Annotated in this window: 13 protein-coding genes and 1 pseudogene; 2 read left to right on the top strand and 12 right to left on the bottom strand. The window is 47.3% G+C overall.

Features of this window, described 5'->3' with window-relative positions; translation table 11 throughout:
- Nucleotides 1-14: 14 nt before the first annotated feature.
- The 5 genes from sufC to LBW89_RS19295 all read right to left on the bottom strand — a co-directional run bounded on the left by sufC (nt 15) and on the right by LBW89_RS19295 (nt 4960).
- Nucleotides 15-794: a Fe-S cluster assembly ATPase SufC gene (sufC, locus tag LBW89_RS19275; RefSeq protein ID WP_225039890.1), complete on the bottom strand. Its 780-nt coding sequence runs from the start codon at nt 792-794 to the stop codon at nt 15-17.
- Nucleotides 775-1296, bottom strand: a complete 522-nt coding sequence (locus LBW89_RS19280) for a MarR family transcriptional regulator (protein WP_225039891.1) — start codon at nt 1294-1296, stop codon at nt 775-777. The genes sufC and LBW89_RS19280 overlap by 20 nt, the downstream gene beginning before the upstream one ends.
- Nucleotides 1297-1665: 369 nt before the next feature.
- A complete protein-coding gene (locus LBW89_RS19285) occupies nt 1666-2373 on the bottom strand; it encodes an ABC transporter permease (protein WP_225039892.1) in 708 nt (235 codons plus the stop codon).
- The gene (locus tag LBW89_RS19290; RefSeq protein WP_225039893.1) at nt 2342-3295 is read right to left on the bottom strand and encodes an ABC transporter ATP-binding protein; all 954 of its coding nucleotides are present in this window, start codon (nt 3293-3295) and stop codon (nt 2342-2344) included. Before LBW89_RS19290 ends, LBW89_RS19285 begins: the two co-directional genes overlap by 32 nt.
- 99 nt (nt 3296-3394) lie before the next feature.
- Complete coding sequence (locus LBW89_RS19295; RefSeq protein WP_225039894.1) at nt 3395-4960, bottom strand: FAD-dependent monooxygenase; 1566 nt, start codon at nt 4958-4960, stop codon at nt 3395-3397.
- 127 nt (nt 4961-5087) lie between these two features.
- Between LBW89_RS19295 and LBW89_RS19300 the strand changes: the two genes are divergently transcribed.
- Nucleotides 5088-5744, top strand: coding sequence for a TetR/AcrR family transcriptional regulator (locus LBW89_RS19300; protein ID WP_225039895.1), 657 nt, complete (start codon nt 5088-5090; stop codon nt 5742-5744).
- A 171-nt stretch (nt 5745-5915) separates the two neighbouring features.
- Here the strand turns inward: LBW89_RS19300 and LBW89_RS27955 are convergent.
- From LBW89_RS27955 to LBW89_RS19325, 5 genes and pseudogenes are all read right to left on the bottom strand, one after another.
- Nucleotides 5916-5984 (bottom strand): annotated as a pseudogene (locus LBW89_RS27955) (hydrolase); the annotation flags it as partial.
- A gap of 207 nt (nt 5985-6191) precedes the next feature.
- Nucleotides 6192-6416, bottom strand: a complete 225-nt coding sequence (locus LBW89_RS19310; RefSeq protein ID WP_225039896.1) for a hypothetical protein — start codon at nt 6414-6416, stop codon at nt 6192-6194.
- A gap of 673 nt (nt 6417-7089) precedes the next feature.
- Entirely contained in the window at nt 7090-7386 is a 297-nt protein-coding gene (locus LBW89_RS19315) for a YfzA family protein (RefSeq protein ID WP_225039897.1), read from the bottom strand.
- Nucleotides 7387-7674: 288 nt separating this feature from the next.
- Entirely contained in the window at nt 7675-8289 is a 615-nt protein-coding gene (locus LBW89_RS19320; RefSeq protein ID WP_225039898.1) for a histidine phosphatase family protein, read from the bottom strand.
- Nucleotides 8290-8769: 480 nt separating this feature from the next.
- Nucleotides 8770-10746, bottom strand: a complete 1977-nt coding sequence (locus tag LBW89_RS19325; protein ID WP_225039899.1) for a hypothetical protein — start codon at nt 10744-10746, stop codon at nt 8770-8772.
- Between the two features lie 143 nt (nt 10747-10889).
- On the opposite strand from LBW89_RS19325, the gene LBW89_RS19330 reads away from it, so the two are divergent.
- Complete coding sequence (locus tag LBW89_RS19330; RefSeq protein ID WP_225039900.1) at nt 10890-11750, top strand: helix-turn-helix domain-containing protein; 861 nt, start codon at nt 10890-10892, stop codon at nt 11748-11750.
- Between the two features lie 189 nt (nt 11751-11939).
- Here the strand turns inward: LBW89_RS19330 and LBW89_RS19335 are convergent, their stop codons facing one another.
- The gene (locus LBW89_RS19335; RefSeq protein ID WP_225039901.1) at nt 11940-13571 is read right to left on the bottom strand and encodes a response regulator transcription factor; all 1632 of its coding nucleotides are present in this window, start codon (nt 13569-13571) and stop codon (nt 11940-11942) included.
- Between the two features lie 21 nt (nt 13572-13592).
- Complete coding sequence (locus LBW89_RS19340) at nt 13593-15338, bottom strand: sensor histidine kinase (RefSeq protein WP_148457629.1); 1746 nt, start codon at nt 15336-15338, stop codon at nt 13593-13595.
- Nucleotides 15339-15439 lie beyond the last annotated feature (101 nt).

Raw genomic sequence — 15439 nt, forward strand, 5'->3', positions numbered from 1 at the left:
TTCCTCCTCCGCTTTTAAACTTCTTCGCCTACCGTCTCATCCGTAATCCCTAGCTCCTCTTTGACCCAATCGTACCCTTCAGCCTCCAGACGATGGGCAAGCTCCGGGCCGCCGGATTTGACAATCCGGCCTTGCATCATGACATGCACAAAATCCGGGGTGATATAATTCAACAGGCGTTGATAGTGGGTGATGATTAAAAAACCTCGATCCGGGCTGCGCATCTCATTAACACCATTCGCCACAATACGCAAGGCATCAATATCAAGCCCGGAATCCACTTCGTCCAGAATCACAAACTTGGGTTCAAGCAGCATCATTTGCAAAATTTCATTCCGCTTTTTTTCGCCGCCGGAGAATCCCTCATTCAAATACCGATGCGCGAATTCCGGATTCATCTCCAGCCCTTTCATTTTGCTCTCCATTTCACGGACAAAACGGATTAAGGAGATCTCATCGCCTTCTTCACGCCGTGCATTGATGGCACTTCTGAGAAAGTCCGAGTTCGTTACGCCGGCAATTTCACTCGGGTATTGCATTGCGAGAAACAAGCCCGCCCGGGCACGCTCATCCACCTCCATCTCCAGAAGGTCTTCATTGTCCAATGTCACCTCGCCATCCGTAACTTCGTATTTGGGATGGCCCATTAAGGCCGAAGCCAACGTGCTTTTTCCCGTCCCATTAGGTCCCATAATCGCATGAATCTCGCCGCCATGAATCTCCAGTGTGAGCCCTTTTAAAATCTCTTTCCCTTCAATCTTGGATCTTAAATCCTCAATCTTTAAGGTCGTCATTCTCCCTAACTTCCCTTCCGTAGAGTTGTTCGGCGCGCGCCAGCAAATCACTCATAAATTTTCCGATCGTTTGTAACTCCGTCTCAGAATAGGATTCGATAAATTGGTAGAACCCCTCTTCTTTCTCTTGATGCAGTTTTTTATGCAAATGATAAACCCGTCTCCCCTTATCCGTTAAGCTAAAATAAATCTCCTTCCGATTGTTGTTCAGTTGACTTCTCCTAATAAAGTCCGTTTCCAGCAGCTTTGAGCAAATATTAGTAATGCTTGCTTTGGACAAATCCATTTTCTTCACAATTCCGGTATGGTTTATAGGTTCATAATCACCGATGCAATCGATAACGTGCACACTTGTAATATTGTTAGAGAGCATGTCAATCTGTTGCTCTCTGGCTTGTTGCCGAAACATGTCAATTTCATGTTCAGTATACAACTCATTCAGATGCAGCATTTTTAAGTACTGCTCGTAAAGATGACGTTTAGATGGATACAGAAACTCCAATTGCCCAATCTCCCCTCTCTTGTATTATTTGTTGCAGGCCAAGTTCATTAGCTGCTGCAGTCGGTGGGCCTTTTTGTTCACTACTGAACAAAAATCATGATAGCATAAATGATAATGATTTTCAATCTCATTTATGTCCAGTGAGACGGAATTCAGAAAACAAATCGGCATGGTACCATTCGTTTGTCTATTTCGACTGGGAATTAAGTCCTTTTCTTTTCCTCAGAGCAAGAAACTGGATCCCTTAAAACAGAAAACCCGCGCTGGGCGCAGGTTCTTATAAGGCTATTTTCTTGTCCACCGGCATTATCCTTCACTGGGTCTTCATCACAGCCAAGGATTCTTACTTAAGTCTTCCTGATAAAATCATCACTGTTCTCTGTTTTGTAACCATTTAACCGTCCCAATGAGGCCTATGAGTCCTATTAAGAGAACCAGTAAATAACTGGTACCCAACAAGGGAAATAAAGCGACTCCGCTTTCCTGCAAATGCAAGGCAGGTACGGACCAAGGCAGGTAAGCTCCAATGGCGGTAGGACCGAATACCAATGCCAACATTAAAGTTGTAAAGGCAAAACCGATTGGCACCAGGTAACCACGCGATATACAGGCTAACAGGGCAAGAGGTGCACTTAATAATAGGTGGAGTGCGCCGATGATAAGTATAAGAAACAAATAATGTTGTACAATCGCAAACGAAAAGCCGGGAAGTCCAATAGCAAAACCAAGTATTAAGGCATACGCAAAGCTGATCAACATCATTACAAAACACCAGAAAATAACTGCGACATATTTGGCAATCGCAATTTTACCGCGCGATATAGGCAAAACGAGCAAATCCTTGAGCGTCCGATCGGAATACTCACGGCCAAATGTCCAGCTTGTTACCAATCCAAACCCCAGCAGCCCAAACACGGATGCATACAAAAATGCAGTACGTTCAAAAAAAGAAGGCCAATCGGGTTGTCCTACGAACAACGTGATGACAAACAATATAAACAAAAGCGTGCCCCACAAAACAAAGGACCGACGCAATTTGTAAACTTCAACGCTGCAGGCTGTCAACAACTGTTTCATTTGATTTCCCCCCCTCAATTCCAATTGATTTGAGAAAATAACTCTCCAAATTCTCTTCTTCAATTTTAAGCATGGTGAGTGGTACTCCTTGATGAACAAGCAGTTTAGCAATATGTTCAGGATGTTTCACAGCATGATCATCCGATAGCGCAAGGCAGTTATTTAGAGTCGGATGCACTCCATACCCGGAGTCTGAAAGAATAGCTTGAGCCTTCCGAGCATCCTTTGTTACGATCATCAACTGCTTTCGGCGTATGGTTTCAAAGTCTTTTGTTGTCAGCTCTTCAAGCAATACGCCTTTGTGAATAATGCCGATTCGCGAAGCCAATTTGGACATTTCCTCAAGGATATGGCTGGATATAAACACGGTAACTCCATGTTGGGAAGCCAGAGCTTTCAGCATTTCCCTTACCTCGACAATTCCGGCTGGATCAAGCGCATTGGTTGGTTCATCGAGAATCAGAACGTCCGGCTTATGAATTAACGCTTTGGCCAATCCAAGTTTCTGCGCATTACCAAGTGATAAATCTCTAGCCTTGCTATCCGCATATTGGGTCAGATTCAATTTCTCCATGATCTCGTTAACTGCCCTTGGAACGGATAATCCCCGCAACCTGGCCATTAAATTCAAGTTTTCCCTAACTGTAAAGTTAGGGTAGGCGTAAGGAACTTCTACCATATAACCTACTCGTCTTGACAAATCGGTATTTTTGTTCGTCCAGCGCTGACCAAACAAATACACTTCTCCGGAAGAAGGTTTGCTCATTCCGAGAAGAGCTCGAATGGTTGTCGTTTTACCTGCGCCATTCAACCCCAGAAACCCATAGATTTCTCCTTTTTTAACGGAAAGCGAGACGCGATCTACAATGACTTTATTTCCGAATTGCTTTGTCAGGTCAACGGTTCGAATAATTTCTTCCATAGTAACAGTCCTTCCCGTATCCTCAATTTAAACTCAGTGCATTAAAAGTGCCGGTTGTCACGTGAGATGTTGCCAAAGAATACCGCCAGCTTTTTCAAATCAGTTTTCGCGATAAATAAAATCCAAGTAATTCAAGATCGATGCGGTATCCTCAATGGTGGTACGCAGTGCGATGTAACCGTCGGGACGAATCAATACGAGTTCTTCGCTTGCCACATCGTAAATTCGATAGGCATTCCCTGCTGTGTCGATAATGCCTTCCGTCCCCTCCGCGTTCGATGGCAGGATATAATGCACATGGAGTTCATCGTTAGTGAAGTTTTTCAGAGAAGGACCAATGCAGCTTGCAAAAGCCAAAAGCGTCCAGTGCGGGCCGCGCAATAGGTCAAAGACACTTCCTGCAAACCCGGTGCCCTGCAGGTCCGTAGCATTAGGAGCACGATCTCCGGGATATGAACGGGTAGCATAGGTTCGAGCAGACGGACGGATAAGAGAACTTGACCGATAGGAAATGAGAAGCCCGCTTGTCAGATCGTCGGATATGTTGCTCAAAGTTTGGGACAACCCTCCACCTTGAGTCGCCGTTCCTACGACCTCTCCCATCTTTTTCGTGCTATCCTCAAGCACAGCTTGAGCCACAGGGCGGCGTTCTTCATCGTACGTGTCGAGTAAAGCGGTGTCCGCTTCGCGTATGACAGCCGCCAGCTTCCAGCCAAGGTTGTATGCGTCCTGCATCCCCGTATTCATGCCTTGACCGCCGGCCGGCGAATGAACATGGGCAGCATCGCCGGCAAGCAAAACCCGGCCGTTGCGGTAACATTCAACCATACGGACGTTGACCCGGTAGATGGACAGCCAGGAAGCATCCGTGAGCTGTACGCGCCCGGCCCCGGCGCGACGGTCAAACATCGCTTGATACGCCTCCAACGTAGGCTGCTCTGGGTCAGTGATGTCTGCCGGAATTGTAGCCTGCAGCTGCCAAATATCGGATTTTGGCAGCGGTGTCACTCCGACCATCCCCTCCGAAGATGTCCAGATATGGATATGGTCACGATCTAACCCTTCCAATCGTACATCGCCAAGATACCACCGCTCATGCTCGTGTGTTTCCCCAATCAGCGGCAAATGAATAAACTTGCGGATATTGCTTTTGCCCCCGTCAGCGCCGACTACATAACGAGCGCGAATTTGCTCTACTCCTAGTGGTGTATTCACGGTTACCGTTACACCATTCAAATCCTGAACAAGCCCTGCAGCTTCCACGCCCAACTCAACTTGACCGCCAAGCATTGCATATCGGCTGCGCAGTGCTTTTTCCACATCGAATTGAGCAATCCAGACCGGATCACGATAAGGTGTCGCAAGTTCGGCGCTGGCTGCAACGGTAATTGCAGGTTTGTCCACACTCCTGCCATCTGCGGTATAATAACGAACAGGCAGGTCCACAACACCTGTGTCAATAATGTAGCGAACGGCCTCCAAATCATCGACGACTTCAAGCGAGCGAGGCTGTATACCTTTGGCGCGAGATGCAGTGTTATATAAGGTGCTTCGTTCAATAACAAGATGGTCAACTTTTCGGCGAGCAAGATCGCAGGCCAGTGTAAGCCCTGTGGGTCCGGCCCCGACAATGAGAACATCTACAAAAGACGGCATGGCGTTCATGGATAGAAGCCTCCTTAATCATTGATTTGATATACCATGTTTGTTATACTACACCGTGCAGTGTAGTTTGTAAAGCAGAACTCTAAATGGATTTCTGATAGTTTATCTATAAAGGGGACACGTAAGAATGGATAATATGGAAAACAAAAAGATCCGCAAGGGCTCTTCAGACAAGCGGGCTAAAATTATTGCGGCGGCGCGAGAGCTGTTTCTTTCAGATGGATTTGATCGTTCAAGCGTCGATGCGGTCGCAGCTAAAGCGGGAGTTTCCAAACGAACAGTTTATGATTATTATGGCGACAAACAGAACTTACTGCTTGCCGTTGTGGAAGAAACCAGTTCGGCGGTTCTGAATATGATTGATCGAGGGATTTCAGACCATCTCTGGGAGTTTGAGAGTCTTGAGCAGGCGCTCATCTTATTTTGCGAACAAATCGTTGCTTCTGCGAACGGTTCGTCCGATTACATGGCTTTGACCCGTCTGCTTATGGTGGAAGCCGCCAACCTGCCGGACTCGTTTTTGGAAAGCCTGGATAACGCTTCTGAAGAGGGGATTATCAGGAGATTTACAGAGTTTGGCCAAAAAGGATTACTCGATGTGCCCGATCCTAAAATGGCTGCGAAGCACTTCGCTGCATTAACGTTTTTAATGGTATTTAATCAACCAAGAAAAATCGGGACGTTAGAGGAGGAACAAACCAAACGTATCATTACTGAAGGCGTACGCGTCTTTCTTTGCGCTTATGCACCACATACCGTTCAAAACGAAAATCAACCATCATAATGATTGCGGTTTTGCTTAACGATAAAAGACTGGCGGGGCCGCCACCGCGAAGCTAATGATAATTCAACCAGCGACAATTAAGAGTCCATTGATTCATTTTTGTTCCAAGACGAAACGATTTCATCCGTCGTCCGGATTTTGCCGATCCGCGGAAAAATATGTTCGCATACTCGTATCGATGCCGCGGCGCCGCAGCTGCAGGTCCAAATTCGTGCCGTAGAACGCGCCCCACTGCTGCTTGCGACATGGGTGTTTTTCACGCCGGCCAATTCCGGCAGGATGCTGTCCCAGCCTTCGGGATATTGCCGATACCGAGCTGCTGATCGGTTTTCGGGCTTCAGCGTATCTTTGACGTCCGGGGCCGGCGATCCCTGCTCGGTCGTCAAATGAAGACGCGTCTGTCCTCTGAAACATTTTACCACGAAAAGGAGCTAGGGATACTTTCAACTATTTTTTCTTCTGCTTTGCAACTTGCCTACCACCGATGATAAGCATAATAACTCCAATTACTGCTAGAATAATCCGAACTAAGAATGGACTCAATGAAAACACAGTTTCACCTTGCCAGTGCAATCCGAACAATCTTTCATCTAGCCCTACTGTCGCCAATAATGGCTTAAGAAACAAACTCAGCGCTAATAATACTAATCCCCAAATAATATTACTTTTCATTGATTAAAAGCCTCTTTTCCAACTTTTATTTTGCTCTGTAAAGGAATATGTTTTTGACCACGTTCTAACTTCTTTTTGCGACTGTTTCTGCTGAATGGATCTTCATACTCTTTTACACTCAGTTTATCATAAGCCAGTTACCCCCAATAGTTTCCACATTTGTTCTTTTTCCAGCCTCAGTATGTGGGAACCGGCTTGAAATTAGCACAGACCCCCGACGTGGATTCCCTGAATCTATCCATTGCCGCGGGTATCGGCGCCTATTTATTTGCATCAAAAAACAAGCTCATCTGACTAACATTCTCTCGTATATCAGATTTTGAAGCTTCATCGGTATTGTTTCCCGTTAGTCCAATCCCGAAATGTTAAATACTTAAATTGGCCGAGATTTGTTTGATTTCATTATGTCGTTTAAGTATGTGTCGTTGAAATAAAAGAACAATATAGCATTACCTATACCAAGCAAAATGGACTGATCCGAAATTGTTTCGGCTCAGTCCATTCAACTATGCGGGCAAACATGCCGGAGCATTTGAAGACGTTCTCCACCTCGGGCGTACTATTGAATTATTCCCCTATTATGACACAGACACGAACATGGCCATAATTACACACAACTTACGAGTTCAAAGCAGCAACTGGTATTCGCATTCCTTTGGTTGAATGAAGATTCCTAGATATAGCGTGGAAAACCATTTTTTATTGCACTTATTATTCCAGGAAAAAGGAAAAAGATACAAAAAAAGACTGTGAGTAAATTATATTGGGGCGTTTCGTAGAAATTAAACCATTCAGCGAATATTGGAGTATTCAGAATCTTTCCAAGTAGCGTTCCATCGGTATCTCTGTAATTAATTTTCCGTCCTGTTGCTTCAGATATCATAAAGAATATTTGTGACAACAAAAACACACCGATAGAAGATACCCAGTATCTTTTCAAAAATGGAACAGTATTTTGTTTCCTAACCAACGTAATCCCATCCTTTAATAAATTCTATCTCTATTTATATTATAAAGTTAATAAATTTTAGGGAATTAAGTTCCATAGGCTTTGTACAACGCGATTTTGTCCTTGGCTTTTTTATTCCCTTAATGGGATATTATGATTGCCCCCAAGTATTAACTTCAGTGTAAATAAATTTAACACAGGTTAATTTATTATGTAAAATGCTTCCCCTATCTCCGGTTACTTCCCCCCATTCTGCCTTAGCGGCTTCACTACTTCTCTATTTTTCGTCTAATGAAGATAAATTGCCAGTCAATGCCCTTCCAAATGTCGGGCATCATTATACTTTATGAGTGACCAAGTCTTATCTTCTTGCTTGGACCAGTGCGTAATGGATGTATGGTCCGTTTGCAATCCAACTTTCGGCATTTCAAAGGCGTTTAATCCGAAAAAAAACTGAAACGAGCAATCGATCACACCCCCGTGACACACGATTGCTATGGTCTTTTCCTCGTATTGGTGACAAATTCGATTAAGGGCTGACCCTACACGCAAAACAAATTGAGGCCAATTCTCGGCTCCGGGTGCTATCACGGAAAACGGGTACTGCTTAGGGTTATGCAAGGCCAGTAATTCGTCCAGAGTCTCTTTGTTCATGCCGAGCGCTTGACCAGCACGCATCTCTTGAAGATCATCATCCAAAACAACAGAAACTTTTAGCCCTTCGGCAATGATCTCAGCGGTCTGCTTCGCCCGAAGAAATGAGCTTGCTATCCAAACATCCGCCCGGATTTCCCCTGATCTAACTAGCCGATCTCTTAATTTCCTGGCTTGCACCACGCCCAGCTCTGTTAGTCCGTAATCATTAACGATGCCATCCTTTATAATACAAGCCTCTCCATGTCTTATCAGGTAAAGCTGCGTCATGGATCTCGCCACTCCTTTTATCATTTATACTTCGGCAGCTAAACTAAAACGTATCCTCTGTTTTTTCTGTACTTTCCGATTGTCATTCCGATTTCCTGTAAAATCATTCAGCCTCTTCTACTTTTCCATTAGAAACACTATTATATTAGCATAAATTGGAACTCCCAATAAAAAGGTAGAAAGGTTCATGGCACCAGCACGTTCAGAAATACGGACGCAAGCTCAGGATTCAAATCCCTCTCTTCCGTCAGTCCTAGCATCGGTTCACCGTCGATGTCGAAATGTACGCGGCGGAGACCCGAGCAACGGGGTTGGCCAATGCCAGGGCGAGCGTGGTACACGCACCAAATCGTTCCGTTCTCACCCTTCACGTAAGAGTTATGTCCCGGCCCATACTCCCCCGATATGCTTCCGGAAGTGAGCAGCGGGTAATTGCCCTTGTTTCAACTGTTCGGGTCCTCCGTTTCCTTCTCCCATAAATTACTTGACCAGCGTATCCCAGCAGTCGCCAACCAAGCCCTCGATAACGCTGCCACTGGCCCAAGGCATCAGGCAGAACCAGGTGCCGGCCGGTGTTCCGTCACTGTACTTCTCGGTCACCAAACCTTCGGAATGACAAAACCGTTCAGACATCCAGCCTTTTTTCCCGTAATCGAATTCCATATCATAACGGTTGTAGGTCTGGCATCCCCATCCAATGGTATCCATCATCCGGTCTCTGACATATTTATCTTTGGCGTGTTCGGAGAAGTATAGCATTTCATCCACGAGGTTGCTGGACATCGGATGGATATGCGGATTGGCGACCGAGGTGACGCTGCCTCCGCAGCTGGACCAGCCGGTGGTGCTAAGCGGCGGCACCTTGACAGGGGAATTGTAACAGAATTTGAACGTGAACTCGTAGCAAAGGGCATCCCTCATATGCTCCAGATAGAGTTCATCTCCGGTCATGGCGTGCAGGTATCGAACGGCTTTGATATACGCCAAAATCCCTTCCGAATCAGGTGCCTTATCCGCATCAAGCGGGGCCCCATAACATTCCATACGCTTCACGTAGGTCTGATAATAATGTCTTTCGCTACGCTTCAGGCTGTCGAAATGGGTTCTGTCACCCGTAAGCCAACTGCAATAGGCCAAAGCCGCCATGCACCACGCTCCGCTGAAGGAATCGTATTCAAGGCCGGCTCCGGTTCGCTCGGACAAAATCGTCGGATATTCGTCATCCGTGTTTTTAGTCTTTTCCAGCTGAAGAAGAACCTTCTTGACGAATATCATCCAATCCTCATGGAGGCAATTTTTGAGTCTTTTTTCAAATTCGTAGGCCTTCATAATATAAAACATCGCCTGCGCACACAGATAAGCGGAATGTCCGGGCGTGCGCATCCCGTCAAACCACCAGCCGCGGGTACTCCACTTCCCGTCATGATACGCCTCAAAGGGAAGCCCGGAAGCCGGATTTAGGGAATGCTCAACGATATGCTCGATACAGGAAAGGGCTTGTTCGCGCATAGACTCGTCACCCAGCCGCAAGGCTGCCATCAAAACCGGAGTCGCCACCGTCAATCCGTCCGTCCAACTGATCGATATAATCTTATGGTACCGGTAACCGCCCGTTTCCTTGTCCTCATAGACAAACGCGGAATAACTCCGGTCTTCGGGCAGCCAGGCGTATTCAAAAATCGCTTTGGATAAATCGGCGGCGGCAGTTTTGATATCGCTGGCTTTTCTGGGGCCTTGGTGATAACGGTAATAGATTTCTTCGAGCGCCGGATTGATGCCCAGCCCGGATTCGGATTCGTACTCGTACAAATCCATGGTCAATTCCACGGACTCTGCCGCCGCCAATTCAAAACAATTTTCACCCAGAGGCGCGCGTTCCTTAACCAAACGTGATTTGATGAACAGCAAAGGCGCATTTTCGTAGCCGAGCGTGTATCCAACCGTTCCCTTGGCAAGAGAACAAGTGAAGCCGCCGTATTGGTAAAACTCCCCGTTCAGTTCCGGCTTCCACTGCTGTTTGATGCCGTTTTTGCGGATAAAATAAGGGCTGCTGTTAAGACCGTAAATCTTGCCGCTGTCGAATACAAACGCCGCCGGATGGGACAAACGGTCGCTTCTGGTCATCCACCACGGCGACGATGGCCGCGCAGGGTTTCCTTCTCTCAAACGCGGAAACTCATTCGGCACGTTCTGAGGTGCTTCTCCGCGGTTTCGGCCGTACATAAATGCGGGCAGGAAAAAGCGCGGATTCCCCTTGGCAAATGGCAATTCCACATGGATCACGCCAGACCACGACGATCCGCCTTGATTGCGGATCTTGACCTTGGCTTGATATGGATTTTTAACGCCTCCGGTTCCTCCGGTGATTGTAACGTAAGCCTCTAATTGATGCTCCTTGAGTTCCGTGTATTCCGTACTTTCTTGAGATTTGCTCCGTGCGGTTATAATCAGTTCCATGATATCCTCCGATCCACTGTTTAAAAAAGCGCTTGCAGATTTTATCCCATCATGCTAGGATATTCATATTTTAAAGTTGATCCAAAGAATAATCTTTGCAAATTCCGCCGTATTTATTGCGTGAACTGATCAGGAGGTTGCAGGTGAACGAACCCTTTGAGCTTCGATTTGATCCCATAAAAAAAGATTATCTTTACCTTCACAGGACTACTACATACAACCTGGGAACGTTCTATCACCGGCACGAAGCGTACGAGTTGTATTTGTTTCTTCGCGGCAATGTCAACTTTTATATCGAAAACAGCTGTTACCATCTCAAACCGGGCGATCTAATCGTTATCCATCCGGAAGAAATGCACCGCTCGTTTAGTCTGGATGAATCGGAGTATGAGCGAATAACGATCAACCTGCAAAAATCTTACCTGCATCGGCTTTCTACTCCGGCCACACATTTATCCGAGTGCTTCGACTACCGTCCGAAGGGGAAAGGGAATATCGTTCATTTGAACGAAACCCGGTTGAAGCAATTTCTGCAATTGGCCGGTGGTCTGGAGGAAGTCCTTGTTTCCGATGCGTACGGATCAGATATTTTGGCGAATAGCTATATCGCCCAATTATTAGTCTTAGCGAATTCTGTATTTCAAAATGCAAGCTTTACTTCTACCGATATCATGCCGGAACTTGTGCGAAAAACGATGGAGTACATCGAATCGCATCTCTCAAAGAACATCTCGCTTAACCGTCTTGCCGCTGAGTTTTATTTGAACAGCACTTATATCAGCCGCCAGTTCAAAAAACACACGGGGCTAACGCTTCGTTCATATATTCTGGATCGCCGCATTGCTTTGGCAAAATCCTATCTCTGCGAAGGCCTCAGCATAACGGAGGCTTGCTATCAATCCGGATTTAGCGACTATGCGAACTTTATCCGCAGTTTTACCAAGATCGCCGGAATCTCGCCTGGGAAATTCGTCAAACAAATCCGATCGGCCGCCGATAAATAAAGGAGCGGCACGAAAGGAAGCCCTGCGAATGAATCGCAGAGCCTTCCGTTTACAAGTTATTGCAGGTCCCCGGCTTTTTGCGCCAGCTCGCCAGCCGGGTCTATGTTTTGCTTTAAACCTGCAAATTTCAAATTTCTCTTTATCGCTCATCGTCATTCTCCGGCTACCTCTTTTTGGCCGTAATGATTCTTATTTATCTAAGATCAGATCCGTCGGCTTCATTCCCGTGATCTTTTTGAACAAGGTGCTGAAATACGGCACATTTTTGTATCCGACCTTTTCCGCCACCTCATAAACGAGCATGTTGCGCTCAAGCAGCAGCTCCCGGGCTTTCTCGATTCTCACGCGGGTGAGGTAATTGTTGAAGGTTTCCCCTGTGATGTTTTTAAAAATAATGGACAGATGGTTCCGCGAAATATAGATTTTTTCCGAAAGCTCGGCTAACGTAACATCTTCGGCATAATGCTCATGGATATAATGAGTCATGAAATCGACGACCTGCCGGTGTTTGCTGTTCCCCCGAAGCTGGCGGCTTCTGCATATCACGGATATCTTGGAACACAACCATTCACCGAGTTGAACCGGATCCGTCAGCGAAATCAATTCTTTGGCGATGAGATCGTTCGGGAACAAGTCATTCAGCAAAATGCCTGCTTCATATAAGCTGTAGTTGAATACCCCCCACACCTCGCCGGCCTGCATTTGAATATACTCCGGTGTAATCGCTTTCTGATTTTCCAACAGCTTCACTTGCTCTTCAATCAGGGCCGTGGCTTCTTCCTCCTGGGACGATTTGATCGCACCCGCAATTTCAACGTAAAATTTGACCGGAAACAAAGTGACGGACTGCTGATTTTTGCTCCCCTTCTCTTCTCTCTCGTACCTATACATCTCGTAGTTAGGGCTGAGCCGCTGGGTTCTCGAATCAATTGCTCGAAAGGCCTCTTCGGTTGAGTCGGGAATTTTCGTCCATTCTTGCTTTATTTCCCCGATGCCGACGCGAATCTGGAGCTTCACATAACATTTAACGCTTTCGATCAGCTTCATGCCCAGTTCCTTCAGCCGCTCCTCCAATTCCCCGCGATTCTCCTCCGGCTGGGGGTGGACGATCAGCACCGCTCGGGAGCTGTGCAGCTCGGTATATTCGATCGCCGCAAAGATTTTACGCGCCACCTCGCACGCGATATTGCTGATGGCAAACCGGAACAGGTTCCAATCGGTCAAAGGGAGTTGACTGGCCCGCATATCGCGGACCGTATCGATGCCGATGGCGATATGATTGCATTTCGACCAATACCGGTATGGACGCGGCAAGCTGTCGGGAGAGCGGTATGTGCCCTCAAGCGTTCCGACCACCGCGGATCTTACCCATTCTTTTTCGATAAAAGGCTCGTAAAGCTTGAGTTTCTGCTCGACCTCGCCTTGCTTGATCCGCTTCACTTCCTCCTCCGTTAGTTCCTCGACCACCTTGGACAAAATCCTTTTTAGCGTCGGAACGCTGATCGGTTTGGACACGTAGTCACTTACGTTAAATCTTAACGCTTGCCTCGCGTATTCGAAATCGGAATAACCGCTCAAAATAATGATCTTGCCATCGTACCCTTCCTTTCTCAACTGTTCGATCATGTCCAGGCCGTTCATCGACGGCATATAGATGTCCGTGATAATGATATCGGGTTCTGTCTCGCGGATCATTTCCAGGCCGTCCGCTCCATTCAGCGCTTCACCCGCCCATACGGCGCCGAGCTGTTCCCATGGTATTGCCCGCTTCATGCCCTGAAGTACCTGACGTTCATCATCCACAATGGCAATTTTCCACATTTCGCTGTCCTCCTAATCCTCTTACTTATCCTTCCCCGCAGACTGGGGAGGCTCCGTCAGACGCGGCAAATCGACCACGACGCGAGCACCGCCTTCTTCCCGCTCCGCCAGTTTGACTCCATAGCGGTCATCGAAGTAACCCGCGATCCTTTCCCTCACATTGCGCATCCCGTACCCGCCTGTGCGGCGAGGCTGTTTCCTGTCGGCGGCCTTACTGAGCCCGGCTCCGTCGTCTTCGATCGTGATTTGCAAGCTATCGGTTGTATCCTCGAACCGGATGCGAATAAAGCCGCGGCTCCGGGCATTAAAGCCGTGAACGATCGAGTTTTCCACGAACGGCTGGAGCGTTAGCTTCGGTATATACAAATCGCGAAGCTCCGGCGGTGCTTCGATCTCGAATTCAAGCCCTTCGCCCCAGCGAAGCTGCTGGATTTCCAAATAACAAGTAATATGTTCGAGCTCCTCGGCAATCGTGATGAAGCTGTTGCCGTTCGACAAGCCAATGCGGAACATGCGTCCCATCAGCTCAAGAATGCGGCTAAGCTCATCCTGCCCCGCTTCAATGGCCATCCAGTTCAACTGGTCCAGCATATTATAGAGAAAATGAGGATTAATGTTGGCCTGCAGCGCCTCAATCTCCGCTTTGCGCTGCTGCTCGTACCGCCGTTCGAGCGAGCGGTACAGTTCCTCAATCCGCTCGTTCTGCTTGCGGTAACCGGCAAACAGATACCCGAATTCGTTTTCGTAATCGCGGGGAAGCTCCGTTTTATTGCCATCGACGAAATCCGACCGCATGGCCGTAACAAGCTGTTTGATCGGCTTCGTAAACTGGCTGCTGAGATAATGGGTTAGCAGGAGGACCGACAAAATGGCGGCGAGACCGATAAATCCGATCACCATGGCAAGCGTATAACTGCCTTCGGTGATTTGCTTCCACGAGGAAATCTCCACCAGCGTCCAGTTGGAGTCCTGCAATTTGGAATATACGAGCAGCGAATCGCCGATTTTGGCATTTCCCCGGATCCGGACATGCCCCGATTCCTCGTCTTTGGCATTGATCCATTCGGACAGCTCCGTATGGTCCAAAACTTGTCCGGTTCTGACCAATTCCCTGCCCTGGGAATCCACCATCAGCCGATTGGCATTGGAGGTATGGCCGGCCAGTATTTTGACGATCTCTTTATATTTAATATGAATCACCAGTACCCCCAGGTACTTGTCATCGTACACGATTTTGCGGCCAAAACTGAGCACCGGGACTTCTCCCTGGAAGCTATTAATGTCATGTTCAGTGGACCAGGCGAAATCATTGTTCACAAAAGCGCCGGCCCAAGCCTCTTGGTTTAGCTTGTTCAGGTCCCGGAACTGGATGTAATTGTCCTCTTCCCGCTGAAAAGGGTGTTCCATATATAAATCGATGCCTTGGATCAACGGAATCGAATAGGTTAGATTGGCCAATGCATTTACAACGTTGATGGAACGCCGATAAGTGTCGTATTGATCCCGCCGATCCTTAAGAAAAGAGATAATCTCGTTATCGCGGGAGGTGGACAGCGAAATCTGTTCGATCATCGTAAGACGCGTCATAATCTCGTTGTTCAACTCATCCAGCAGCCGCTGCTGATACAGCGAGCTGGTTTTAACTAGCTCGTTGGAGGAAATAATGTAGCTGGCCCACGCGATGCAGGCGACCACGACCACGATGACTACGGCAAAGCTGCGAAAAAAAAGGGTGTCGACGCGGAATTTTTTAAAAGGGCTGATCATCTCTCGGGTGCTCCTTTCCGGTACATAAGGAGAAAAAACGGTAAAGCCGCGAAACGAATCGTTTCGGCAAAGCTCTACCGTTATATTATTGGCGGCCCACC

Source organism: Paenibacillus sp. alder61 (assembly GCF_020179875.1).
Classification (GTDB): Bacteria; Bacillota; Bacilli; order Paenibacillales; family Paenibacillaceae; genus Fontibacillus; species Fontibacillus faecis.

What these genes read in the sequence shown, in the direction of transcription:
- sufC (WP_225039890.1), bottom strand. Translation starts at nt 794, where the DNA reads ATGACGACCTTAAAGATTGAGGATTTAAGATCCAAGATTGAAGGGAAA.
- LBW89_RS19285 (WP_225039892.1), bottom strand. Translation starts at nt 2,373, where the DNA reads ATGAAACAGTTGTTGACAGCCTGCAGCGTTGAAGTTTACAAATTGCGT.
- LBW89_RS19290 (WP_225039893.1), bottom strand. Translation starts at nt 3,295, where the DNA reads ATGGAAGAAATTATTCGAACCGTTGACCTGACAAAGCAATTCGGAAAT.
- LBW89_RS19295 (WP_225039894.1), bottom strand. Translation starts at nt 4,960, where the DNA reads ATGAACGCCATGCCGTCTTTTGTAGATGTTCTCATTGTCGGGGCCGGA.
- LBW89_RS19300 (WP_225039895.1), top strand. Translation starts at nt 5,088, where the DNA reads ATGGATAATATGGAAAACAAAAAGATCCGCAAGGGCTCTTCAGACAAG.
- LBW89_RS19310 (WP_225039896.1), bottom strand. Translation starts at nt 6,416, where the DNA reads ATGAAAAGTAATATTATTTGGGGATTAGTATTATTAGCGCTGAGTTTG.
- LBW89_RS19320 (WP_225039898.1), bottom strand. Translation starts at nt 8,289, where the DNA reads ATGACGCAGCTTTACCTGATAAGACATGGAGAGGCTTGTATTATAAAG.
- LBW89_RS19325 (WP_225039899.1), bottom strand. Translation starts at nt 10,746, where the DNA reads ATGGAACTGATTATAACCGCACGGAGCAAATCTCAAGAAAGTACGGAA.
- LBW89_RS19335 (WP_225039901.1), bottom strand. Translation starts at nt 13,571, where the DNA reads ATGTGGAAAATTGCCATTGTGGATGATGAACGTCAGGTACTTCAGGGC.
- LBW89_RS19340 (WP_148457629.1), bottom strand. Translation starts at nt 15,338, where the DNA reads ATGATCAGCCCTTTTAAAAAATTCCGCGTCGACACCCTTTTTTTTCGC.